The organism is Marinimicrobium hydrolyticum, assembly GCF_030848505.1.
Classification (GTDB): domain Bacteria; phylum Pseudomonadota; class Gammaproteobacteria; order Pseudomonadales; family Cellvibrionaceae; genus JAVDDU01.
Genome location: NZ_JAVDDU010000002.1, coordinates 436344 through 460838 on the forward strand (window position 1 = coordinate 436344; position 24495 = coordinate 460838).

Here is a 24495-nt window from a genome sequence, read left to right on the forward strand (position 1 = left end):
TGAGTCGCTAATGAAGAAGAAGCCCAGTATGCCCACAAAACCCGAGATATTAAAGCGTCATACCGTAGCGCGCAGCCGCCTGTTTCGCGCCGATGAACTGCATTTGCGCTTCAGTAATGGCGAAGAGCGAATTTACGAGAAGCTGTGCAAGGGTGGCCCCGGCGCGGTATTGATCATTCCCGTTCTGGACGACAATCGCGTGGTAATGATTCGCGAGTACGCCGCGGGCATTCACGACTATCACCTAGCCCTCCCCAAGGGCGCCATTGACCAGGGAGAGTCGCTGCTGGACGCCGCCAACCGCGAACTCAAGGAAGAAGCCGGCTATGGCGCAGGTCGCCTTGAATTTTTAAAGCGCTTCGACCTCTCGCCCGCCTACATGGAGCACGGTATCAATGTGGTGCTGGCAAGGGATCTGTACCCCGAGCGGCTGCCGGGAGATGAACCCGAGCCTATCGAAGTGGAGGTTTGGGATTTTGACGATTTGTTAACGCTGGTTATGCAAGAGGACGTCTCTGAAGGCCGCACCATCGCGGCGTTGTTTCTCGCCCGGGAGTGGATGCAAAAACATGGTTAACCAGTTTGACGATGCCCAATTGGGTGAAGCCTTGCTGTCTCTGGCACGGGAAGCGGGCGCCGCTATTATGGAGGTCCGCCAGGGGCTGGACTTATCAGTGGAACACAAGGCCGACGACTCCCCGGTTACCGCCGCCGATATGGCCGCTCACCGGGTATTGGCGCAGGGCTTGCCGAAGTTGCTTTCTATACCCGTCGTTTCCGAAGAAGACTGCGACATCCCCTTCTCCGAACGCCGGCAATGGTCGCACTACTGGCTGATCGATCCACTGGACGGCACCAAGGAATTCATCGCCGGCAATGATCAATTTTGCATCAATATTGCCTTAATGGAGAGGAATGCGCCCTATCTCGGCGTGGTGCATGCGCCGGTCAGCGGCGACAGTTACCTGGGCAGTTCTCAGCTGGGCGCCTGGAAGTACCCAGCACGAGGCAAGCCAGTGCCCGTTCGCGCCCGATCGCTGCAACTGAACCGGCCATTGGTGGCCCTGACCAGTCACCGCCACGGGCAAGCGGCCGTGGCCCCCTTGCTGCAGCGAATGGCTGAACGCTGGAGCGCGCCGGTGGAAACCCAACCCATGGGCAGCGCTCTGAAGATTTGCCACTTGGCAGAAGGTTTGGGCGATATTTATCCCCGTTTGGGGCCAACCAGCGAGTGGGATACAGGAGCGCCCCACGCCATATTAAACGCGGCTGGCGGGGCTATCGTGGGGACGGATTTTCAGCCGCTTGAGTACAACACCAAAGAATCCCTACTCAACCCGGATTTTTATGCCCTTGGAGACCCGAAATTCCAGTGGACCCAGTTACTTGATGCATAAGGGGCGCACGTTTCACTGTTATATAACCGGAACACGGCGAAATCCGCATTCAGAGCGCCTTAACAAACAAAATTGTCTAGCGGGGCACATATTTAGGGCTTGGCAGTGAGCTATGCTAAAGGAACAATAAGGGCATAGTCAGAAGGAGAACAGCATGATCCGGCCCCAGAACGCCCTCGGCGTCAACTTCAACCCCACAGAACAGCTGCAGGAAAAGCTGATCGCGGAAATCACCGGCTTTGAGCGTCAGCTGGACTCTACCGACCTGCACGAGCAGAGCGTAGACTTCAGCATGATTCAGACCTACAAAGAGCTGATTCAATCGCGCCGCAGTATGCTTGAGAAGTTACCGCGCGCCTTTTAGCCGAAGACTTAAAGCAGTTGCCCCACAAAGTTACAGGGGCCTTGTCGACTATCGAGCTGATGGCTAATGATTTTCTCCCACGCTGTGGTGCACGCGCCCGTTGAGCCCGGCAGGCAGAAAACAAGCGTGCGGTTTGCCAACCCGGCCAGCGCCCGGGACTGGATCGTAGACGTGCCGATTTCTTCATAGGAAATCTGCCGGAACAGCTCGCCAAATCCCACGATGGTCTTATCAAACAGCGGCGCCATGGCTTCGGGTGTGCTGTCGCGTCCGGAAAACCCGGTCCCGCCGGTAATCAGCACCACCTGTGCCTTAGGGTCCGCTATCCAGGCCGACACCACGGCGCGCATCTGATACACCTCATCGCGAATCAATTCCCGCTGGTACAGAGTGTGTCCGGCCGTTTCCAGCATATCTTGCAGTTTTTGTCCCGAGGTGTCCTGCTCCCGAGTGCGGGTATCCGACACGGTGAGGACACAGATATTCAAGGCGGTAAACTGTTTGCTACTGCTCATAAAAACGCTTCTATTCAATGGCTTCGCGGTCAGCCCCCAGAGACGTTCATAAAACGCAAAATCTGGGGTTCATCCTGCTGGTGAGTAAAATCGTGCTCTTTGGGTTTTTGCGCCATGGCGTTTACGATAACTTGGCGCACCTGCTCGGTGCCCGAACTTTCCCGTAGAGGTGCGCGCAAGTCGACGCTGTTTTCCTGCCCCAGGCACAACAATAACCGGCCCGTGGCGGTTACCCGCACCCGGTTGCAGCTGGCACAAAAGTTTTGGCTGTGGGGGGATATAAAACCGATGCGGGAATCGTAGCCAGGCACTTGCCAATAGCGAGCTGGACCGCCGCTGTCATGAGTCGTAGCGCGCAAAGTCACCTTTTGCTCGATGGACTCACGCAACTCGGCGCTGCTGACAAATTCTGCCGCCCGGCCGTGGTCGGTAATTTGGCCCAAAGGCATCTCTTCAATAAAACTGATATCCAAGCCTTCGTTGAGCGCAAACCTGACCAACTCGGGCGCTTCATCAGCGTTGTAATTTTTCAAGGCTACGCAATTCAGTTTGATTCGCTCAAATCCCGCCTGCTGAGCAGCACGAATACCTTCCAGCACCTGCGCCAAATCGCCGTGTCGGGTCAAGTAGCGAAAGCGCTCCGGATTCAGGCTGTCTAGGCTGATGTTTATGCGTTTTACACCCGCGTCTTTTAGCGCTTGAGCGTACTGGGCCATATGGGTGGCGTTGGTGGTCATGCACAAATCGTTCAGGCCTGGCAGCTGACCAAGAGAGTCCATCAGATCAACGATGCCACGCCGGATCAATGGTTCGCCGCCGGTTACGCGAATCTTACTGACGCCCAATTCAGTGAATACTGTGCCCAGGCGCGCCAGCTCTTCGATACTGAGTACTTCGTGACGGGGAAGGAAGGTCATGTCTTCCGCCATACAGTAACGACAGCGCAAATCGCACCGGTCAGTTACCGATAGGCGGACGTAGGTAATACGCCGGCCAAAGCCATCCACGAGTTGAGAACTAGCGGCAGCCGAAGACGGAAGTGTTTCAGACGTCATGCTTTAACCTTGCAGGCGACACCAAGCGGAGTCGCAACGGGATAATTCGCTAACCAACAAAGAATGACATCCCTGGCGTGGCAATGCAACGCACACACAAAGCGCATTAGCTGACCACTTTAGCGTCGGCTAAGCCGCTGTGGCATCGGCCTTTTCCTCGGCAACAATCTGCTCAAGCTCAGGCAGGCAAGAGCCGCAGCCTGTGCCCGCTTGGGTCACGGCGCACAGCTCCGACACCGATCCCAGGTTCTGAGTTCGGATCGCGTCACAGAGGGTTTTGTAACCCACCTGCTTGCAGGCGCAAACCAGGCGACCACCAGCCAAACTCGCGCTTGGTTCGCCTTTAAACAGGGCGCCCAAAGCGCCTCCATCCAACGCGGGGGTCAGTAATTGCCCCAACCAGCTGAACTCTTTATCGCCAAAACTTTTTGCCAGGGCATAAGCCGCCAGCAGCTGTTGCTGGCGAAGCACCGCATGGCGAAACTCACCCTGCTCTGGATGCCCAAAAGTCAGGTGCTGTGCCGATTCCGCCGAGCCAGGACAGAGGCTTTGTAGATAGGCGTCCAACTCGGCCGGAGAGCGGCGGCTGGCAATGTGGTACAAGGTACCGCCCTCAATGGGTTGTGCCGCCCAGTAATCGCAATCCAGATCCGGTCGCCTATCGCGCATAACCAGAATCGCTTCCGACTTACCTTGCCAAGGCGACACCTTAACCGGCGTAAACTTATTTTCCGGCTGCCCGGATATCGGGTCTAAATTTTCACCGATCAACGCGCAGACCCGGGCCTTACTGGCGAACACATCGTTCCAATGCATGGGCATGAAGATCTGCCCCTTCTGGCACTGGTCGCTGACCTGTACGCGCACCCTTACGCTGCCCCAGTGGCTGGTCACATCGGCCAAAGCGCCGTCTTGCAACTGGTAGCGCGCCGCATCCTGCGCGCCAATATTTACAAAAGGTTCTGGGCTATGGCCAGAAAGGCGCGCCGATAGACCGGTACGGGTCATGCTGTGCCACTGATCCCGTATACGCCCGGTGTTAAGCACTAGCGGGTATTCTGAGTCTACCTGCGTTTTCGGCGGGCGATGGCTCACCGTTACAAAATTCGCTCGGCCGGAGGGCGTAGAGAAGACCCCATCACCGAACAGGCGCTTGGCGTTACGCCCAATATCCGCCCCCTTCCGCACGGGCCATTGCCGAGGCAGCATCTGTTGATACTCGGCGTCTGTCAGCCCTTGGTAAAAACTTAAATCCAAATTCCGGGTGCCGTCATTGCGATACGCGGTCAGCGCCACATACTCGCGAAAAATATCGGCTTCGCTTTGATAGCCAAACGCCTCGGAAAACCCCATGCGCTGCGCAACCTGGGTAATAATCCACCAATCCGGGCGGGCTTCCCCCAAGGCTGGCAGCGCCGCGCGTTGGCGAGAAATCCTGCGTTCGGAGTTAGTCACGGTGCCGGACTTTTCTGCCCAACCGGTTGCCGGCAAAAGCACATTCGCCAGACGCGCCGTATCCGTATCCGCCATGCAATCGGATACGACCACCAGAGGGCACTTCTCCAAGGCGCGCCGGACTTTATCCGCGTTGGGTAAGCTCATGGCTGGGTTCGTGGCCATGATCCACACGGCCTTGATCTTCCCGCTTTCGATGGCATCGAACATATCCACCGCTTTCAAGCCCGGCCCGCGAGCCAGCCGTTCACTGCCCCAAAAATCCTGCACCAGCTGCACGTGCTCGCGGTTATCAAATTCCATGTGTGCGGCCAACGTCGTGGCCAAGCCGCCCACTTCCCGCCCACCCATGGCGTTGGGCTGGCCAGTGACTGAAAAGGGCCCGCTGCCCGGTTGCCCGATGCGACCCGTCGCCAGATGGCAGTTAATAATGCTGTTTACCTTATCAGTTCCAGCACTGGATTGGTTGACTCCTTGGGAGTACACGGTTACCACTTTTGGAGTATCGGCGAACCATTGGAAAAACGTTTCCAACTGATGGTCATCCACACCCAGACGAGTGGCCAGAGTGCGTCGGTTGCTCGCATGTCCCATGGCGGTTACCAGAGCTTCAGTGAAACCTTCCGTGTGGCTCTGAATGTAATCCTCATCCACGATTCCGTGCTGCGCCAGATGCGCCAACAAGCCATTGAACAGTGCCACGTCGGTACCCGGCGCTATGGCCAGATGCAAATCCGCTAGGTCACAGGTGTCGGTGCGTCGGGGGTCGATCACCACAATTTTAAAATCGGGCCGCTGCTGTTTAACCGCTTTGATACGTTGGTACAGCACGGGATGACACCAAGCCAAGTTGGATCCGGTCAGCACAAGCATATCCGCTTGCTCAAGGTCCTCATAACAACCTGGCACCGTGTCACTTCCGAATGCCCGCTTGTGGCCGGCCACACTGGAAGACATACACAAGCGGGAATTGGTGTCGATGTTTCCACTGCCGATAAATCCCTTCATCAGTTTGTTGGCCACATAATAGTCTTCCGTCAATAGCTGACCAGACACGTAAAATGCCACCGACTCCGCTCCGTGTTGGCGGATGACTTCGTTAAACTGATCGGCAACGTGACTCAAGGCTTCCGGCCACGACGTTCTTACACCCTCAATGCTCGGATGCAGCAATCGCCCCTCTTCACCCACCGTTTCCCCAAGCGCTAACCCCTTCGAGCACAGGCGCCCATAGTTGGCAGGGTGGCTTTGGTCCCCGCGCACATCCAGCACGCGACTGTTCGCTCTCGCCTTTACCTCAACCCCACAACCGACGCCGCAATAAGCACAGGTAGTTTTCGTCCATCCGTCTTCCGGGTCATAGTGGTTCACAGTAGGCACTAATGTTTGATGTGTCATGACTCAACCTTTCGGATCAATGGTCCCGCGCTGAAAGCGCACCGCCTTTGTATTACCGGTAATTGCAATAACCAAACCAACTCCCTCCAACAGGCAAAACTTTGGGACCTAAAGCTTGGAATTCAAAGATTTCGGCCTGAGCAGCCCCAAAAAGGCGACGCCTGCACACTTGCGGTGCTCGTGCACCACCACTTGAACCAGGATGATGCATACCAAACGGGTGCCGCCAACACTCGTTTGCTTTAAAAAAGTGCGCACGTGCACTTCATTAGTGCCCAGCCAGCAATGCAGCCCCCCCTTTAAAAGTGGGCTTTACAGACGGGTACGCAAGTTAAGTTATTGAAACTTATAAATTTAAATTTTTTTAAAAATGTTTTTCCGCTTCTGGCATTGTCCTTGCTCCCTACCAATCATATCCAGCAAAACCACTACGAGAGTTTTAGCCATGCACAGTGATCTTTCAGCACACAGAGAAGCAAAGCGTGATGCCGGCAAGGTGTGGCTGGTTGGCGCAGGCCCAGGTGATGCAGAACTGCTAACCGTGAAGGCTGTGCGTGCGATCGAACAAGCGGACATTATTTTTTACGATCAGTTGGTCAGTGGCGACATTCGCGCATTGTTCCCGGCGGGTGTACCGGCTCTTTATGTAGGCAAAGCCAAAAATCACCACAGCATCGCGCAGGAAGACTTGAACCAACTACTGGTGGATCAAGCAAAAATGGGGTTGCAGGTATGCCGAATCAAAGGCGGTGACCCCTTCGTGTTTGGTCGCGGTGGCGAAGAGCTTCTGGTGCTGCGCCAAGCCGGTGTCGAGGCGCAAGTCATTCCTGGCATTACCGCCGCTTCGGGATGCAGTGCTAGCGCGGACGTTCCACTGACGCACCGAGGCCTCTCCCAAGGCTGCACGTTTGTCACTGCCCACGCGGACAAAGAATTGAATGTGAACTGGCGTGCGCTGGCACAACTGGATCACACACTGGTGTTCTACATGGGTGTGACCCGTGCAAGCACCATTGCTACAGAGCTGAAGCGCGGCGGCATGTCCGCAAGCACACCGGTAGCCATTATCGAAAAAGGTAGCCGCAAAGATCAACGCGTACTTACAACCACTTTAGCGCAGCTTGCGCAAACAGTTGCCGAGCAGGCAGTGCAATCACCCGCCCTAATTATCGTTGGCGAAGTGGTTAGCTTGCGAGCGCAACTGCAACCGGAACACTGGCTCTCGATGATGAATCTCGATGACCAGCAGCAACGTCTTTCAGCTTGAGGAGTCACTGATGAAACAGCGTATTATTGTTGTCGGTAACGGCATGGTCGGTCATAAGTTTATTGAGACCTTGCTCGATACCGCGGAGCAGGATCAGTTTGAGATCATTACCTTTTCCGAGGAGCCCCGACTCGCCTACGACCGGGTTAAGCTTAGCAGTTACTTTTCCGGGTCAACCGCAGATGACCTGTCGCTGACCACAGAAGCTGAGTACCGTGACCGCGGCGTGATCTACACGCTTAACGACAAAGTCGTTGCCATCAACCCGGATAACCGCAGCGTCAGTACCGCCAGTGGCCGCACTGAAACCTATGACAAACTGGTTTTGGCTACCGGCTCCTACCCTTTTGTGCCGCCCATTCCCGGCGGCGACCAACCCCATTGTTTGGTGTACCGGACCATTGAAGATCTGGAAGCCATTACCGCTTCGGCCAGTGAGAGCAAAGTAGGTGCGGTTATCGGTGGTGGTCTGTTGGGTCTTGAAGCGGCACATGCCCTGAAGAACCTGGGCTTGAAAACCCATGTATTGGAATTTTCCAAAGGCTTGATGGCGCGTCAACTGGATGAAGGCGGCGGCCAGCTGCTGATCCGTAAAATTGAAGCCTTGGGCGTGGATGTTCACACGGGCAAAAACACTCAACGTATTGAAGCCGGCGAGACCTGCCGCTACCGCATGCACTTCGCGGACGAGTCGCACCTGGAAACCGACATGGTGATCTTCTCTGCAGGCATCCGGCCTCGGGATGAACTGGCTCGTGACTGTGGCCTGGATATGGGCGAGCGCGGCGGCATTGTGATCGACAACAACTGCCTGACTTCCCACCCGGATATTTATGCTATTGGTGAGTGCGCTCTCTGGCAAAACCAAATCTTTGGACTGGTTGCGCCTGGCTACCACATGGCCAAAGTGGCTGTGTCCCACATTCTTAGCGGCGCCGAACAATTTACGGGTGCCGACATGAGCACCAAGCTGAAACTGCTGGGTGTGGATGTGGCCAGTGTCGGTGACGCTCTGGCGCAAACCCCGGGCGCTCAGTGCTACACCTATAGCGATGGCGTTGCCGAAGTGTACAAACGCTTGGTGGTATCCGCCGACGGCAAGAAATTGCTGGGTGCCATACTGGTGGGCGATGCCGAAGCGTACGGCACCTTGCAACAGCTGTGCGTCAACGAGATGGATCTACCCGAATCACCCGAACAATTCATTCTGCCCCAAACCGAGGGTGGCGGCGCCGTCATGGGCGTGGATGCTCTCCCCGACACCGCGCAAATCTGCTCCTGCTATGACGTCAGCAAAGGTGACGTACGCGAAGCAGTACAGGGTGGCTGCGCGGACATGGCCGGAATCAAATCCTGCACAGGCGCATCTACCGGGTGCGGTGGTTGTACTGCGCTGGTGAAGCAGGTCATGGACGCGGAGCTAAGCTCCATGGGTGTGGAAGTGAACAACCACCTGTGTGAGCACTTTCAGTACAGCCGGCAGGAGCTGGCCGATATCGTGCGCGTGAAGAAAATCAAAACCTTTGACGAACTGCTGGACAGTCATGGCCAGGGGCTTGGTTGCGACATTTGTAAGCCAACTGTCGGCTCCATTTTGGCCTCCTTTTGGAACGAATACGTGCTGGATGACAAGCACATTGGCCTGCAGGACACCAACGATATCTACTTGGGCAACATGCAGAAAGACGGTACTTACTCTATCGTACCGCGCATTGCTGGCGGTGAGATCACACCGGACAAACTGGTCGTGTTGGGCGAGGTCGCCAAAGAGTACAACCTTTATACAAAAATCACCGGTGGTCAGCGCATCGACTTGTTCGGCGCTCAGTTGCACGAACTGCCTGAGATATGGCGCAAGCTGGTGGACGCCGGTTTCGAAACCGGCCACGCCTACGGCAAGTCAGTGCGCACGGTTAAGTCATGTGTGGGTAGCACATGGTGCCGCTACGGGGTTCAGGACAGTGTTGATATGGCGATTGCCATTGAGAACCGTTACAAGGGCTTACGTTCACCACACAAACTGAAATTTGCTGTATCCGGTTGTACCCGCGAATGTGCGGAAGCGCAATCCAAGGACATCGGTGTAATCGCCACCGAGAAAGGTTGGAACCTGTACGTGTGCGGTAACGGCGGCATGCGTCCCCGCCATGCTGATTTGTTCGCGACGGATCTCGACGACGATACGCTAATCAAGTACATCGATCGGGTCCTCATGTTCTACGTCCGAACGGCAGATCGCCTACAGCGCACGTCTGTCTGGCTGGAAAACCTGGAAGGCGGCTTGGACTATCTGCGCGAGGTTGTCATCGAAGACAAGCTGAAGATCGGCCAAGAGCTGGAAGACGACATGACCAGTAACTTAGCCAACTACCAATGCGAGTGGAAGACCACTCTGGAAGACCCGGAGAAACTCAAGCGCTTCCGCCACTTTATCAATAGCGATGAACAAGACAACAACCTGGCCTACGTCGCCGAGCGCGGTCAACGCCGACCAGCTACCGAAGAGGAACGGAAAAATAACATTCCTCTGGTGGAACTGAACGGCTAATTGTTGAACCCTTAATTAAAGGAGCAGAACATGAACTCAGTTAACAGCGCTGCCGCTGAAGCGATCATCACGGAAGCCCCCTGGGTGGATGTGTGCGAGCTAACAGACTTGGCACCCAACACCGGAATTTGTGCGTTGATCAATCAGCAGCAAATTGCCCTTTTGTATTCCAGCCGTTTGGATGAGGTGTTCGCCATTGGGAACTACGATCCCATCGGTAAAGCCAACGTTCTTTCGCGCGGAATTATCGGTTCCATTGGGGATGCGGTGGTGGTGGCCTCGCCCCTTTACAAGCAACACTTCGACCTGCGCACTGGAGAGTGCCTGGAATCCCCTGAACACAAGGTAAACGTTTATCCCGTACAGGTGATTGACGGGAAAGTACAAGTACAAATCTAACGTTTACCCTCCCTTCTTCTTCATTGCTTCATGAAGTCGACCTCCGGGGCAGCTTGCTGCCCCCTTTTTTTGTGCGCTCGTAAAACCGCTGCCCTATGTATTGGCTTATCACCCCGCGTAAGAATCCGTCACCCCCTTTGAATGCGTACGGTTGTCCAAATAGTGAACTAAGCTGCTTCGTAAGCCAGTCCTCGGGCCGCGCAGGGTGAGTGTTCAGCAAACGTCGTAACCCCCTCCCTGGGGACTGCCTCAAAAGGTCCCTCTTTTGAGGCTTGCTGAACACTCACCCTACGCGTCCCACCTTGCATCAGGCCATTGAGCTCATTTCCAGTCTCCCACCCCATTGCCAGCGACAGCGGGGAGTCCAAGGTAAGAATGAGTTAGTTTCGGTTAGGAAGGCGATTCGCAGGAGGCTTTTCGAAACTCTCACAAGAGGGAGCTTGCGGCCGGCGCTCCGGTGGGAGAGCCCCCAGGGATGGGTCCACGGCGTTTTCGAAAAGCCTCGTGGGAAGCGCCTGGGATTGACCTTACGAAGTGCATCGCCAGCAGTTAGGTCTTCGAGTTTCTGATTTACATAACTGGTGCAAGGCCAAGCAATTCGTGGACCTACACCATCTACCTAAATTATTCCGGACAACAGCGTCTGCTAAAAGCTGATTTTAACGCCGGAAGAAGAGCGCCAAAACAGACAGAAGTACGCTAACAAGAATCATGGTGGTGATGGGGAAAAAGAACGTAAAGCCTTCGCGGCGAATAATTATATCGCCGGGCAGTCGTCCCAGAGGAATGTGCTTCAACCATGGCCAGAGTAGTGCCACCAAAATCAGTGTCACTCCGAGAATGACCAAAACTTTCTGCATACATTCCCCCTCTTTGCGTTAACTCGACAACGCCAATGCTAGCACGATCGAAACACGGGACCGATTGGGTCAGCTGTCCACTCGACGAACCCGAAATGATCGTCCTTTTAATTTACCCTGACTGAGCTTATCCAGAGCGTCGTCTAGGACGCGCCGACTGACCGCCACTAACGCACTGGAATCACTGATGACAATTTTCCCCACCTGGTCACCCTTAATGCCACCGGCTCCGGTTAGCGCACCAAGAATGTCGCCGGGGCGTAGCTTTTGTTTTTTACCCGCACCAATTTGCAACGTCACCATGGGCGGTAAATAAGCGGGCTCGCCAAGCAACGCGCGTGGCGGTAATGGCACCTTGTCGATCTGTGCACCTAAGTAGGCTTCGAGCCGCTCCACCTTGCCGGCTTCACGTTCGATCGCTAGTGAACAGGCACGCCCGCTTCCGCCAGCACGGCCGGTGCGTCCTATGCGGTGCACATGCACCTCTGGCTCGCGTGCTAAATGGTAGTTGATCACCGCGTCCAGCTTTTCAATATCCAGACCACGAGCGGCCACATCGGTGGCCACCAATACTGAGGCGCTGCGGTTAGTAAACAACGACAGCGTGCGGTCCCGGTCGTTTTGCTCCAAGTCACCGTGCAAAGCCAAAGCCTTAAAACCGCTGCGGCGTAACTCTTCGGCCAGCTCGCGTGTTTCGCGCTTGGTGTTACAAAACACCAGTGCCGATTCCGGTCTTAGCGTCAGCAAAAGCAAGCGTACCGCCACGCTGCGTTCGGCGTCGTCACTGAGCCAATACAACTCCTGACGAATGGTTGCTTCCGTGTGTGTGTTAGTCACGGTAATCCGCTCTGGGTCGCGGGTAACTCGCGCTGAAATGTCCGATATTTCGTCAGGATAAGTGGCACTGAACAACAGCGTTTGCCGGTTCGTCGGCACATACTCGGCGATCTTATCCAGGGATTCCTGAAACCCCATGTCCAACATACGATCCGCTTCATCCAAAACAAAAGTGGTCAACGACTCCAGGCTTAGGGTTTGTTTGCGCAGATGTTCTTCGACACGTCCAGGAGTGCCGACAATAATGTGGGCGCCGTGGCTCAAGGAATGGATTTGCGGGCCGAATGGCGTACCGCCGCACAGCGTCAGAATTTTAATGTTGTGGAGCAACCTGCCCAACTGCCGCAGCTCCCTAGCCACTTGGTCTGCCAACTCCCGAGTTGGGCAGAGCACCAGAGCCTGAATGCGAAACCGACTAACGTCCAGGTTTTGCAACACCGCCAGCCCAAACGCGGCGGTCTTACCTGAGCCGGTTTTGGCCTGAGCAATCACGTCTCGCCCAGCCAGAACATGGGGTAGGCTTTGCGCCTGGATCGGGGTCATGGTGGCGTAGCCCAGAGCGTCGAGGTTTTTAAGTAACTCAGGCTTTAGGGACAGGGAGGCGAAAGCGGTTTCACTCATGGAATTTTCGTTCATTGCGGTACCAATAAAGAATCAGGCATAAAAAAAGGGCAGAACCCGAAGGCTCCACCCCTTTCTCGATCGAGCTCACCATTGGTGAGCCCGGCGCTGTTTTTAGGCAGCTACGATGTTTTCGGCCTGAGGACCTTTTTGACCTTGAGTTACGGTAAAGGTAACTTTTTGGCCTTCGGCCAGGGTTTTGAAGCCTGAACCAGAGATGGCGCTAAAATGGGCGAAAACGTCGGGACCAGATTCTTGCTCGATAAAGCCAAAACCTTTTGCTTCGTTAAACCATTTTACGGTGCCAGTTACTGTAGACATAGTCTTTTCCTATTCATCAAAAGTTGAGTTGACCTCAAGTGAGGTCGTGGTGCTAGAAATGTGCTTCTACTTATGACGTACAGGACGATAACTACAGGTAGGACATCGAAATGATTTTGCATAAATATCAGGCTTACTTTCAAGCTGTTCCCATAGTAACGCGTTCTACTGCCCTGTCAAGTTTTTTTAATTGGCGGCGGCGCTGATTCTCTGAACAGGCCGCCGCGCCTAGGACCGCGGTCAAAGACCCGCGGATTGCGGCGACGCCACTTCGAGTTCAGCGGCGATTTCAGAGGCGCGTTGGCGCTCATAGTTCAAAGCAGCAGCGGCAACATTGCCCCCCACACCGGTTTCCAACCAACGGCGAATACGACCAGAATCACCCAGTGGAGTGCGCGTTCCCAGAGAGTCCAACAGGACAACAACGTGAGGTTCGCCGCCCATTTCCGCGATCATGACCAGGCATCGCCCAGAGGCGTTCAGGTAACCGGTTTTGCTCAAAGACACATCCCAACGGCCGCTGCGCACCAAGGGGTTGGTGTTGCCAAACTGTAAACCATAGCGGGGGCCGCGAAACTGAACCCACCGGCCAGAGCTGGTCGAGAGTTCACGAATAAGCGGATACTCGTAAGCGGCATTAGCCAACTTAACCAAGTCGCTGGCGGTGGACACGTTGGCGTCGGATAAGCCCGTGGAGTCTACAAAATGCGTGTTATTCATGCCCAAAGCGCGCGCTTTCGCGTTCATTGCCTCAATAAATGCTTCATAACCTTCTGGGTGATGGCGAGCTAAAAGGTAAGCGGCGCGATTTTCGGATGACATAAGCGCCAAGTGCAAAAGATCACGCCGTGTGGCCTCGGACTCCAAACGAATTCGGGAGAATGCATTCACCGGAGCAGGACGAGCCCGTTTAACCACCGGCAGCCATGCATCAAGATCCTGTTCCGATTCGAGCACGACCAGAGCCGTCATTAATTTGGTAATGGAAGCGATGGGCATCACCCAATCGCCACGCTTTGAAAACTCTGGTTCATCCGAACCCAGTCGCGCAACTGCTGCGCTTACGGAGGCCAGTTGCAAGGCGTTTGCGTCGCGCTCGCTGGCAAAAACGGAACCGGTGGAAAGGCCGCTGATCAGCAAGGCCCAAAGAAAGAATCTGCTCACTTCAAATACCCTAAATGTAAACTGCTTCGCAGGTTATACCAATCCCGGGATTTTTACGACACGTCTCCTTTGCGCAGGCGAAGCATAAACCAAAAAAGGGTTAAAAGAAGTGGTGCAAGATCACACTGCGATGCAATCAGGCGGGAGGTGTTTCACGCGGGCGAGAGAAGATCACAATAACTAAACCGAGCAAAATCGCCATGTCGGCAATATTGAAAATACCCGTGCGCAACGGGCCCAACCCCATGTTGATAAAATCAATTACAGCGCCGTTATTGAACAGCCGATCGTAAAAGTTGCTTAGGCCACCCGCAAAGAGCAGAGATAAGCCGGCAATTGACGCGCGATTCAACTGGCGGCTTGCCAGCATATAGGCCACCAACCCCAGCAAAAACACCCCCACCATCACCACAAAAAGCGAGAAACGCAGCTCCGGCGAGAGATTGCTCCCCAAACCGAGAAAGGCCCCCCTATTCTCGGCATAGCCAATCCGTACCGTATCGAACAGAAAGCTATAAACCTCGCCCCGGGGCAGGTATTCCGCCGCCAATACCTTGGTGACTTGATCGCAACCGACGGTCAGCAGGGATATGGCCGCGATCAAGGCGATTCTTGCACTGGTTTTCATGGATTTGTCTCTAACGGCTTCGAAATACACGGCGGGTAGATTAACTGTCGGCGTCCGAAAGGGAAAGCGCTGTAAGCGGCTATGGGACAGCGCTTGGGATGGGGAGTTCTGGGCGTTTAGGCTCTCCTCTACTAGGTAGGCGTCGCCTCTGACCCTGTTGTCCTCGCGCAAGCGGGGACCCATATATAGCCGATCCTCAGCCAGTTGCTCATGGATTCCCGTCTTCGCGCACTGTTGTCTGGAATAAATAGTCGAATTAACCACTCCGTAAGCTAGCCCCCGGGCCGTGCAGGATGAGTGTTCAGCAAACGTCGTAAACCCCTCCCTGGGGACTGCCTCAAAAGGTCCCTCTTTTGAGGCTTGCTGAACACTCACCCTGCACACCCCCAGTAGCCTTAGACTATGGGCATTCTTTTCTCTAACCCAAAGGCAGGATGCCTTAACCGGTGTGGTTTCCATCCAGCCAGAGGCGGAAAGCGCGGCAGGATAGCCGCGATTGACAGCGAAGCTGCCCGAAGGGCGAAGCACAGGGATGCGCTGAGTCAATGCTCGCCCCATCCTTGGGGCTCGGCCTACGGCCCGCCCTTCGGGCGTCCAAAATTGTTCCCGACAATTTTGTCGAACCGATGTGGTTTCCATCCCACCCCTAGGCACCATAAAAAAACCCCCGGCCTTTTCAGGCCGAGGGTTTGTTTATGGTGCCAGAGGCTTCTTCGTAAGATCGGCCAGAGCCCTAACGCCCCATGGGTTCCGTAAAAACTTCTAATTTAGATACCCCCAAAAGTACCCCCAGACCACACCGACAACCCAGTTATTGAACCTGCATTTCCACCAGAAGTGTGCCCCCGCCTCTACCACCACAACCCCCCTAAGGTTTGTATCTCTGACGAGAAAACGCGGGTTCGCGCTCCGCATGGCTCACCCTACCAGAAGGACCCAACACGGGGGGCTATACCCCCCCTTAGAAACTCCCGCTCTTGTAAAGAAGGTTACCCCACCGGTCAGGGAGCCGCGTGCCCTGAGTGATTCAAGCCACCCCCCCACCTACTACCGGGATTAAACAGTGGTGAATTCCTTTTCAATTTACTGCATAGAAAAACTGCTCTGGGGGGACGGTGTCCGGGACAGGCCGCTGCAACTTTGGAACCTACCCCTCCCCTAGCTGCATGGTGCTTCATCGCCCCATAGATTCACCATAAAAGCGTCCGCCCTATAGGGCTGCAAGCATCTTTGATCAGGCCAGGAGCCAGGCACCGCCTGCCTTCGCGCGGACTCGACCACAACTAGGGGAGCGGGGGGAGAGTCCAGCGTTCCCGGTTATGGGTGGGAACACTGGGAACAGTGGGAACGGGGGAATTAATTTCTTTTAATTCAACAGCTTAGAGCGGGGCCAACTGTTCCCAGTAGTCCCTGGGGCACTGGGAACACTGGGAACAACTCAAAGCAAAAACTCACTGATCGCAATATGTTTTCACTAGACGAGCGCTCTCTTTTTGGATAATAGTCAAGAGGTCTCGGCGATCTTCTAGCATTTTGTTCCTTTCTTTGACCCGATCCTTGAGATCCACATCGGACAAACCAGCACCATAGGGACGGCCCATCCGCCCTTGTTCTATTCTTTCATTCAGCTCGGGTATCCGTTCCTGATAATATCGAATCAGCGTAGTTGCAGAGTCAAAGTCGTTCCGTCGCTGTGCCAGCACAATCTGTTTCGACAATGCCTCCTCGGTCATCCTCTGTATTTGTTGACCTTTTAGAAGCTCTGCCCTTGTCAACTCCAGCTCTTCCCTCGATTGTTTGAGCGCTTCGCGGGATTGAGCCAGCGACGCATCAGTTTGTCTCAGCGTCTGGACCAAAAGAATAATTGTCAGCAATCCAAGCACCGGGCCAAGCACACCTCCCATATAGTCCCCAAAAGCGGCCCACATTTCTGGGTTGGAGCTGCGAGGATGATTGCGGAACGAGAACCAATAAAACCCCAACACCCCCACGAGCGCGGCGCCAGCCAATACCCCAATCATCCGCCAGGAACGGCCACCTGGGTTACTCATGCCGTCTTCTTTGTCATGTGTGGACATAACGCCCTCTTAGCGTTCAGTAGTAGTCATGAGGAAGTAAAGTCCGTCCTCCCCTTCAAAGCGCACCTTGCCACTAGTCACAAAGGCATTGTGCACCGCCTGTATATTTTCAATCCGCGCACTGGGCACACCGTCAACCCCTTCCATTCGTTTAAGCGTCATTGAACTTACGCCGGATCGCCGCTCAAGCTCAGCTATGCTCCACTTCAACGCACCCCGCGCAGCCCGTATTTGAGCGCCACTTACTAGGTCTACCATTGCCCAACCCTTTGTTATAAATTGGAACAGAATCAATCTTATATATTACACAACAATACTAAAATAGATATATTTTCATCTAAAATAGATTGATAAAGGAACTCTTTTGTTCTAATGTGGAACACTACGGGCCACCGCCCTCCCCAGCTCTTCCCATTAGAACTAAGGATTATCAGCATGACTAAGACAAACCGAGCCCCAGTGGCAATAACAGACTTCGAAAGATTCAGCATGCTTGCAATGGAGCTTTTGCAAACGGCTGGCTTCATTGAAGACGCGGCGATTATGCTAGAAAACAGGGGGGCTTGGGAGCATTGGGAGAAGCGACCCAGCCCTTACTTCACCCAGCAGCTGACCCAGCTGGTCCAGGATGCAGCCAAGAAACAACAATCGCTGCTTGAAAGCCTGGAGGACTTAACAGCAGAACCAATGAACAGCGGGGTAAATTTGCTGGACGTTCTACAGCGGCCTTCCGATAACTTCCCCCACTCCGAAAGACTCGCTGGCGCGCAACCTAAGAGCTAGCAAAAAACCACCTTAAATACTCGGTCTCCTGCCGGTCATTTAACTACAAGAGGGATGAACAATGAACCATAGCGCTCAGCAAGAAACACTAATTTCAATGAAGGACCTGGATCGATTCAGCGTGATTGTCAGCGAGATCATGCAAACGGCTACATTCATTGCGGATACGGCAACACTACTAGAAGGGAGTGAAGGATGGGATGGGAGTATCGGCAACCTGACTCCGTTCTATGCAACGCAGCTTAAGCAACTGGTGAGGGACGCGGCAAATAAGCAATTGTCCCTGCTCGAACTGCTAGAGGATTTAACCACCGCACCAATTAACAATTCACTTCCATTGCTGGACGTATTGCAGCAGCCTAAAGTCAGCTTCCCAAGCAGCGAAGCCAGCTAAGGCAGTGGTATCCAGGCGGGGCCGCTAAGCCGCCTCCGCCTGCTCTCTGCTCTCGCTCCCATACAATGCCGACATACGGATCTTATACACTTGTACTGGTTTTTTTCCCATCCGTGGCAAGCGTTCTTTGGTCGCCAAGCGGCCTTCCCGACGCTCGCTATCGCGCAACTCCAAGGCGTCTATATCTCGCAAGAGGCGGGCAATTCGATTCGCGTCCCAGCCCTTGCATATATCCCGCTGAAACGCTTGCGTAAACACATAGAACACCACGTCTGAGCTATCCCCTTCCAGCGCGTCCGGGTCCACTTCTTCGCGACGATAGCCCCAGGCTTCCGCCGTGATTGGCTGGTGTGAATCCACCACGGCGTTCTTGCTGTCGTGGTCCGCATCCCAACGCTTAAAGCGCGATTCACTGTACTTGCTCAGTTGCTGGCGCACATGATCCAACATCTGCCGATCTTCTAGGTTACCCTCCCCGCCGCGTGTTTCCAGCCAGGACTTGAAGCAAGCGTCAGCCGCTCTAAGCGCCTCACCTGGAGGCCAACCCGTTACCCCCCATTTAGTGGCCAACTCGCCGGCCCAACCCACCAAGGCGAACTTAGAAGCCGCTCGCGTTACCTGGCCCCCCGCATTGCCACTAAGGTGCGCTCTTTTAAATTCTCCGATTTTTCCCAATAGCTTTTCAGCGAAATTCGCCCGTTTGTCTCCAGCAACATTCTTTAACAGCGCCTCTAGGAAAGCCGGAAATGCTGTGCCGTGATTTTCGGCCATGGCGTCCCGCAAGTATTCGGATAACTCAGCACCCCCACTGAAGCCGTGCACCTCGTTAAAGATCCCGTATTTTTTGCGGCCCTCTTCCGACTCTTGGAACGTGGAGCGCAGGCCAATAAAGCGCATTTCCATTCCGCCGGTCTGAGCCTTCCCACTTTCAGCCAAGTATTGCTCCAGTGTTTTTTCACCATTGGACAAGAACGTCAAGCGCCAGCGGTGCTGGTTGCCGCCCCCTTGCCCTCGATCATTGGCGCGGTGCTTACCCTGGCCATTGCCCAGCATGTAAACTACATCGCCGATAATGCGCGGGTCTACCTGGTTAATTTCATCCAGCGCCAACAACAAATCAGAGTGCGCCGCCGCTTGAGCCTCCAAAGCATTATCTGTTGAGCGCCAGGTGCATTTGTAATCATCGGGCTTGCCGTAAAGGGAACAGGCAATATTGAGCAGCGTAGACTTGCCCCAGCTAGAATCGCCAAAGAAGTGATAGCCCATGGTTTCATAGCCCAGCAGTTCCACCATTGGCGAAGACAAAGCCGCCGATACGGCAAACACAGCCAGAGGGTTGCCAGCACAGTACCGGGATACGTTCTCTTGCCAGCCTTCCAGCGTTCCGCGCTCTGTGAGCTTGCACAATGGCTCGCCTTCCGAGTAGTAGAGCACAGGTTCTCTCGTCTCCCCCAAGGTGCGCTCAGGCAACACAAAAGCGCCTCTATGCCATCCCATTTTATAAGCCAGTGCCACCCGCTCGGTTGGCTCGGTTCCTTGCAGGTAATCCAGCACCTTGCGCCTGGCCTCTCTATGGCTGTCGATATCAAGCCCCCTGTCAAACAAGCCGCGCACTACATCGGCACCACCTTCAGTGGCAAATAAGCGCATGGGAATATTCCATTGTTTCTCGACTCCGTCGAAATCAGAGAAGCGCACCAGTAAGCCCCAGTTGCGCCCACTACCGTTTCCATCCCTGGAGCGCGCCAGCACATCAAGGCGGGCACAGATGCGGCGCTGCTTTTCGGCTTTCGGGTCGAACCAGTAGACCCCGCCATCATTGACCCGGTAGCCAAAGGCGGGTTGGTTGCTTTGGGCTTCAGTATCAGTGGGGGCGCTTGCGTTCTCGCTGGCGGGAACGTCGGCGCCCTTCAGTAGTGAACCAGACGCCGCCAAGGCGCTGAAGTGCTCAGCTTTCCAGCCAAACTCTACCGCGTCGGCAGCATCCGCCTTTTCGGGCCAGCGAGCATCGGCGCTTTCCTTTGGTTTGCCGCTGCTATCTGGTACACACCGCTTGAAAATTCCTAGGTCTAACACATGCAGTGCACCCACTCCAACCGCTTCAAGAGCGCCCCTAATCGCGCTTACGCTCTTCTCCCCTGCCTCGTCATTGTCGGGCCAGTACCACACCGCGCGACCAGCCAACGGCTTAAAGTCCGTTTTCCCTATGGCCTTACTGCCCCCGCTCCACGTTAAGCAAGGATGGTGAGGAAACAAGAGGCGCGCGGCGTCTGCCGCCTTCTCGCCTTCAGTAAGCAAAACCGGAACATCTGCCTTGAAGCTGCCTAAGGTTTCTAGGCCGTATAGCGGGCGGTTATCCGGTAGCTGGAGCCAGTGCCATTTTGTATAGCCCTTGTTGCGGCCATAGTTACAAGGCCGGTATTCCTTCGCCCGCTCACCATTGGTGCGGGTTCGATCAAAGCGGGCCACGCGCATAAGCAGAGCGCCGGACTCGCTCAGATAATCCCAATAGGTGCTTGCCTCCCCTAGCTTGTAATGCCGCTTGGGGCATGACTTGGCAGCATCGGGAGGGGGAGGATAGTAGGGCTCAAAGGCGGGCTTTTGTGGCTTGGATTTAGCTGGGGGTGTGGGCTGCTCTGTGCCTGGCTGAACACCTAAGAAGCTCGCCAGTTTTTTGCAAGCCTCCCCTTGGCTCACTCTGTCGATATAGGCCACCAGGGATATCAAATCCCCGCCTGTATCGTCGGTGGCGAAGTCAGACCAAAGGCCGGTTGCCAAGTTAACGCTGAAGCTTCGAGCGCTGTTGTCGGAGCGAGTAGGATTTAGCGCTACCCATTCCGGCCCCTGCCGTTTTCCGTTCGGTGCCCAGCTACTGCATACTTCCTCGGCTCGATCCAGAGCGGCGCTCTTGACCAATTCAAAATCTAATTTAGCCATAGTTTCTCTCTTTATTTTTCACCTTCACCCCGGCCCCTAGAGGCACTACATACAGCGCGCGGCAACACAGCAACAGAACGCTATGGGGGTGATTGAGGCCCTGCTTCTGGGCGCCCTTCCATCGGGAAAAAGTGCTTGTTTTCAAGGCTCCCGTAATAAGCAGCCTCGGCCAAGCCAGGGGGAACAGAACGGTATGGGCGCCTGTAGTCGTAGAGCCAGCACCAGTTGCCGTCATGCCAAAGCGCCAGCACTGCAAAGCCGCCCTCTCGCTGGATCCAGGAAAGCAACTGCTTCGATAGCCAGTGCGCCGATGAATTCAAAGCAACTCCGGCTTGTGACAGGCCGGCCAATTCCGACACCAGGAGCGGCCGCTTTCGCTGGCTGCTGGTTACTGGTGGGGGCGCCCCAAAATCAAAAGCCTTTTGCATGGCACCCCCATTAATCGAGGCAATAGAAAAGCTCTTTGTTGGTTGCCCGCTGGTGATAGGCACCGATCTTGTGCCCCGGCGCCAGTTGCTCAAACTCCACCGGATCAGCGGCAACAACACACACCAGCACACCATCAGGCCATTCCAGCACCAGCGCACCAGCGTGGCTTTTGTGGGCTTCTTCGAACTCCCGGTAAATCAGATCATTAGAGTCAACACCACGCGCAAGCAGCTCGCCCAACGTTACCGGCTGGCAAAGCGCTACAATTTCTCGATCTGAGTAAAAGGCATATTGGCGAGTAGTCATCATGCGGCCCCCGGCGGTGTGGGAGTGTCTTCGCCTTCCGATTCGGACGCGAGCTGTTCAATAAATGCGTGAATATCGGAGCGTTTCCAAACTGTGACGCCGGGGGACAGCTTGTGGCCCCTTGGTGCACGGCCTTTCTGCACCCGGAGCCACCAGGTACTGGGGGAAATACTCAACAGCTGGGTAATTTGGGGGACACGATAAAAGCCAATTTCACTTGTTCGACTTTCGGACTGGGAGTGTGCGACCATCTGACGCCTCCTTAGGGCTGTGTTTAGATGGTCATCATCGTGCCGTATAGGACACAGGTGAAAATAGATGCTTAGCTGCTGGGGTATGCTTTAGCAGCTAGAGCGTATCTTGCCGCTCACTTTTTATTATTTTGCTTATTGCCTTTTGTAGCCATTCAAAAGCGGCCTGCTCTGTCGGCCATACGCTTTCGTAGTTGGCTTTCCTGTACTCCATAGCTTCAATTTTTATTCTCGAGGCGGTTTCACGAATAGATCGTTTTAGTTTTCCGTCCGCTCCGATGCACTCTGTCCAAACTTTGCCTTCCAGCCAAGACCGCAGCCCCTCTGCCCATTTATGCCGCTGTCTGCCCCGTTCACGCGAAACCGATTGCTTTATTCCGTGCTTGGCGAATTCTGTCAGAATTGCCAGTGGTCTATATGAACTGCTCTCCTTGCCCTTTTCATCTATCACCAACTGAAGCTGGCCCACAAGCACCCCTAAAATAAAATCTGGGGGGAGCTTCTGCATGTAGTATTCATCCAAACAGGTTCTTTCAAGCCGTGAATTTAGCAGCTCCTCGACAATCCTCAAGTGACCCTCAAGCCAAGCAAAGTCACCATTTAACCGGGCCGCAACGAGCTTAGACTTAAAGAAGTGAAGGTAGGGACCAAATAAATCAGGGCCACTTATTGCTAAAGCGGCGCTTCGAACCGCCTCCCCAAGTATCCTTGTAGTGCCTTCCGAAGCAGGCACCTCCCAATATTTCAGAAATGAACGAAAATCGTTTCCCAAACCTATCTCACTGAGAGACGAACACACCTCCTCCCACTCTTCAGAATTGCGAATCCAATCCCATGCTTCTCTAGCCTGAACCTCAATACCTTCTGGCTCAAGGATGATAACGGGATCTTTTTCCAGGCCGCTCAGTGTGGCGAACTCATTGATATTGCTGAACACAATTCTAGATTCCCAGCTTCTGTTAGTGATTTGAAAGCAGTTACATCAAGGGGCGATTCGTTAATAATGCGTCTCATTATTCTCAATTTATCGCCCCAGGGAAGCCGCTCAGCATTCCCAGTGTTCCCAGTAGCCCAACCGCTACTGGGAACAGTTTCCGGATCTGTAACCATCTGAATATAAGGGACTTTTTATTCCTCTTCCCAGTATTCCCAGTGTTCCCACCGCCAAACTGTGAACCTGGACGCCACACTCAAAAATGCACCTGTCCGATGGCGGACAAGCGCCGCTGAGCGGCCCCTCATTTGGCTTTGCGAAACGTACCAGTTACCACCTTTGGCGATTGCGCTTGAAGCTTTAACACGTCCAAATAATCGGCCCATTGCTGCATCATTTCCCGCCGCTGCGGCAAGTGGCTGGTGCGATTGTAAGCACGGCCTAGGGCATCCCTAACAGCGTGTGCCAACTGGTGTTCTATCAACTCCACTCGCAAGCCCAGCACTTCATCAAGCATGGTTCGGGCGCTGGATCTGAAGCCATGCGCGCAGTGCTCGACTGCCGTGTCATACCCCATGTTTTGCAATGCCTTGTTGATAGTGCCAGCGCTGGCGTGTCCGCCCTCGCGCCTCTGGCTGGGGAACACAAAGCGGCCATGACCGGACAACGGATAAAGGTCCGTCAGGATAGCCACGGCTTGAGTGCTCAGCGGCACTATATGGGGGATGCCATCGGGGCACTTCACTTTATGAATAGTTTTTGGGGGTGTGTATCGCCATTCCCCTGCCTCTAGGTCGAGTTGCTCCCACTCCATAGCGATCATTTCACCAGGGCGCTGGAACAGCAGGGGACAAAGCGCCAGCAGGGAACGCACCACTAAGCTACCGCGATAGTTATCTATAGCGAGAAGTAGCCGAGCGAACTTTTCCGGATCGGTAATGGCCGGCCTATGCTTCACCCCCTTGGGAGCCAGAGCGCCCTGCAAGTCTCGCTCTGGTTCATTGGTGGTGCGCTGGGTAATGCGGGCATAGCGGAATATTTGGTTAAACACCTGACGGGCATTGTGGGCGGTGTCGTTAGCACCTCTCGCTTCGATACGGCGAAGGCAGGTCAGCAGATCCAAGGACGTGATATCACTAACAGAGCGTGCACCCAACCAAGGGAATAAATCATTTTCGAGCAACGCCAAGCGTTTCTTGGCTGTGGCATCTGCCCAGGTGGGGAACTGGTTGGCGTACCATTCGCGGGCTATGGCTTCAAAGAGGTTGCCAGCAGAGGTAGCGGCCTTGCGCTCTTTCTTTGCCTGATTAGGGTCCAGGCCCTGAGCTACCATTTCCCGAGCTTTGTCCCGAGCGTCCCGAGCTGCCTTTAAAGACACATCAGGGTAGACACCGATAGCCAAAAGCTTTTCTTTGCCGCCTAGCCGGTACTTGAGGCGCCAATACTTTCGCCCGTTGGCCTTCACCAAGAGGTAAAGCCCCTTCTCGTCAGAGAGCTTGTAATCCTTCTCTGCCGGTTTGGCCTTCTTAACCCGAGTGTCTGCAAGCGGCATGG

General features: G+C 54.7%; 22 protein-coding genes. 8 read left to right on the top strand and 14 right to left on the bottom strand.

Annotated elements, in window-relative coordinates:
* Positions 1 to 28 precede the first annotated feature (28 nt).
* From nudE to RBH33_RS05115, 3 genes are all read left to right on the top strand, one after another.
* Positions 29 to 577 (top strand): ADP compounds hydrolase NudE, encoded by a 549-nt coding sequence (gene nudE / locus RBH33_RS05105; protein WP_306731063.1) that lies wholly within the window; start codon positions 29 to 31, stop codon positions 575 to 577.
* Positions 570 to 1397 carry a 3'(2'),5'-bisphosphate nucleotidase CysQ gene (cysQ, locus tag RBH33_RS05110; RefSeq protein ID WP_306731064.1) on the top strand — a complete coding sequence of 276 codons (828 nt, stop codon included), beginning with the start codon at positions 570 to 572 and terminating at the stop codon, positions 1395 to 1397. The genes nudE and cysQ overlap by 8 nt, the downstream gene beginning before the upstream one ends.
* Before the next feature lie 154 nt (positions 1398 to 1551).
* Positions 1552 to 1761: a hypothetical protein gene (locus tag RBH33_RS05115; protein ID WP_306731065.1), complete on the top strand. Its 210-nt coding sequence runs from the start codon at positions 1552 to 1554 to the stop codon at positions 1759 to 1761.
* An 8-nt stretch (positions 1762 to 1769) separates the two neighbouring features.
* On the opposite strand, the gene moaB is transcribed toward RBH33_RS05115, so the two are convergent.
* From moaB to RBH33_RS05130, 3 genes are all read right to left on the bottom strand, one after another.
* Positions 1770 to 2276, bottom strand: a complete 507-nt coding sequence (gene moaB / locus RBH33_RS05120) for a molybdenum cofactor biosynthesis protein B (protein ID WP_306731066.1) — start codon at positions 2274 to 2276, stop codon at positions 1770 to 1772.
* 29 nt (positions 2277 to 2305) lie between these two features.
* Entirely contained in the window at positions 2306 to 3331 is a 1026-nt protein-coding gene (moaA, locus tag RBH33_RS05125; protein WP_306731067.1) for a GTP 3',8-cyclase MoaA, read from the bottom strand.
* Positions 3332 to 3460: 129 nt separating this feature from the next.
* On the bottom strand, positions 3461 to 6184 hold the full coding sequence (locus RBH33_RS05130; RefSeq protein WP_306731068.1) for a nitrate reductase: 2724 nt from the start codon (positions 6182 to 6184) through the stop codon (positions 3461 to 3463).
* Between the two features lie 445 nt (positions 6185 to 6629).
* Here RBH33_RS05130 and cobA point away from each other — a divergent pair, with 445 nt between their 5' ends.
* The 3 genes from cobA to nirD are packed head-to-tail and all read left to right on the top strand — an operon-like array spanning position 6630 to position 10398.
* Positions 6630 to 7451 carry a uroporphyrinogen-III C-methyltransferase gene (gene cobA, locus RBH33_RS05135; RefSeq protein WP_306731069.1) on the top strand — a complete coding sequence of 274 codons (822 nt, stop codon included), beginning with the start codon at positions 6630 to 6632 and terminating at the stop codon, positions 7449 to 7451.
* A gap of 10 nt (positions 7452 to 7461) precedes the next feature.
* Positions 7462 to 9999: a nitrite reductase large subunit NirB gene (gene nirB / locus RBH33_RS05140; protein WP_373568228.1), complete on the top strand. Its 2538-nt coding sequence runs from the start codon at positions 7462 to 7464 to the stop codon at positions 9997 to 9999.
* 30 nt (positions 10000 to 10029) lie between these two features.
* Positions 10030 to 10398: a nitrite reductase small subunit NirD gene (gene nirD, locus RBH33_RS05145; protein ID WP_306731070.1), complete on the top strand. Its 369-nt coding sequence runs from the start codon at positions 10030 to 10032 to the stop codon at positions 10396 to 10398.
* 659 nt (positions 10399 to 11057) lie between these two features.
* Here nirD and RBH33_RS05150 read toward each other — a convergent pair.
* The 7 genes from RBH33_RS05150 to RBH33_RS05180 all read right to left on the bottom strand — a co-directional run bounded on the left by RBH33_RS05150 (position 11058) and on the right by RBH33_RS05180 (position 17069).
* Positions 11058 to 11258, bottom strand: a complete 201-nt coding sequence (locus tag RBH33_RS05150; protein WP_306731071.1) for a DUF2905 domain-containing protein — start codon at positions 11256 to 11258, stop codon at positions 11058 to 11060.
* Positions 11259 to 11327: 69 nt separating this feature from the next.
* On the bottom strand, positions 11328 to 12716 hold the full coding sequence (dbpA, locus tag RBH33_RS05155) for an ATP-dependent RNA helicase DbpA (protein ID WP_306731072.1): 1389 nt from the start codon (positions 12714 to 12716) through the stop codon (positions 11328 to 11330).
* 114 nt (positions 12717 to 12830) lie between these two features.
* Positions 12831 to 13037, bottom strand: a complete 207-nt coding sequence (locus tag RBH33_RS05160; protein ID WP_306731073.1) for a cold-shock protein — start codon at positions 13035 to 13037, stop codon at positions 12831 to 12833.
* Between the two features lie 240 nt (positions 13038 to 13277).
* A complete protein-coding gene (gene pbpG / locus RBH33_RS05165) occupies positions 13278 to 14201 on the bottom strand; it encodes a D-alanyl-D-alanine endopeptidase (RefSeq protein ID WP_306731074.1) in 924 nt (307 codons plus the stop codon).
* A 136-nt stretch (positions 14202 to 14337) separates the two neighbouring features.
* Positions 14338 to 15012, bottom strand: coding sequence for a signal peptidase II (gene lspA, locus RBH33_RS05170; RefSeq protein WP_306731075.1), 675 nt, complete (start codon positions 15010 to 15012; stop codon positions 14338 to 14340).
* A 1268-nt stretch (positions 15013 to 16280) separates the two neighbouring features.
* A complete protein-coding gene (locus RBH33_RS05175) occupies positions 16281 to 16907 on the bottom strand; it encodes a hypothetical protein (RefSeq protein WP_306731076.1) in 627 nt (208 codons plus the stop codon).
* A gap of 9 nt (positions 16908 to 16916) precedes the next feature.
* On the bottom strand, positions 16917 to 17069 hold the full coding sequence (locus tag RBH33_RS05180) for a hypothetical protein (RefSeq protein ID WP_306731077.1): 153 nt from the start codon (positions 17067 to 17069) through the stop codon (positions 16917 to 16919).
* A gap of 297 nt (positions 17070 to 17366) precedes the next feature.
* On the opposite strand from RBH33_RS05180, the gene RBH33_RS05185 reads away from it, so the two are divergent.
* On the top strand, positions 17367 to 17690 hold the full coding sequence (locus RBH33_RS05185) for a hypothetical protein (protein ID WP_306731078.1): 324 nt from the start codon (positions 17367 to 17369) through the stop codon (positions 17688 to 17690).
* A 61-nt stretch (positions 17691 to 17751) separates the two neighbouring features.
* Positions 17752 to 18084: a hypothetical protein gene (locus tag RBH33_RS05190; protein ID WP_306731079.1), complete on the top strand. Its 333-nt coding sequence runs from the start codon at positions 17752 to 17754 to the stop codon at positions 18082 to 18084.
* Between the two features lie 24 nt (positions 18085 to 18108).
* Here RBH33_RS05190 and RBH33_RS05195 read toward each other — a convergent pair whose 3' ends face one another.
* The 4 genes from RBH33_RS05195 to RBH33_RS05210 form a co-directional block, all read right to left on the bottom strand.
* Positions 18109 to 21021 carry a DUF927 domain-containing protein gene (locus RBH33_RS05195; protein WP_306731080.1) on the bottom strand — a complete coding sequence of 971 codons (2913 nt, stop codon included), beginning with the start codon at positions 21019 to 21021 and terminating at the stop codon, positions 18109 to 18111.
* A 438-nt stretch (positions 21022 to 21459) separates the two neighbouring features.
* Complete coding sequence (locus RBH33_RS05200; RefSeq protein WP_306731081.1) at positions 21460 to 21759, bottom strand: hypothetical protein; 300 nt, start codon at positions 21757 to 21759, stop codon at positions 21460 to 21462.
* A gap of 345 nt (positions 21760 to 22104) precedes the next feature.
* The gene (locus RBH33_RS05205) at positions 22105 to 22944 is read right to left on the bottom strand and encodes a hypothetical protein (RefSeq protein WP_306731082.1); all 840 of its coding nucleotides are present in this window, start codon (positions 22942 to 22944) and stop codon (positions 22105 to 22107) included.
* Between the two features lie 301 nt (positions 22945 to 23245).
* The gene (locus RBH33_RS05210) at positions 23246 to 24493 is read right to left on the bottom strand and encodes a tyrosine-type recombinase/integrase (protein WP_306731083.1); all 1248 of its coding nucleotides are present in this window, start codon (positions 24491 to 24493) and stop codon (positions 23246 to 23248) included.
* Positions 24494 to 24495 lie beyond the last annotated feature (2 nt).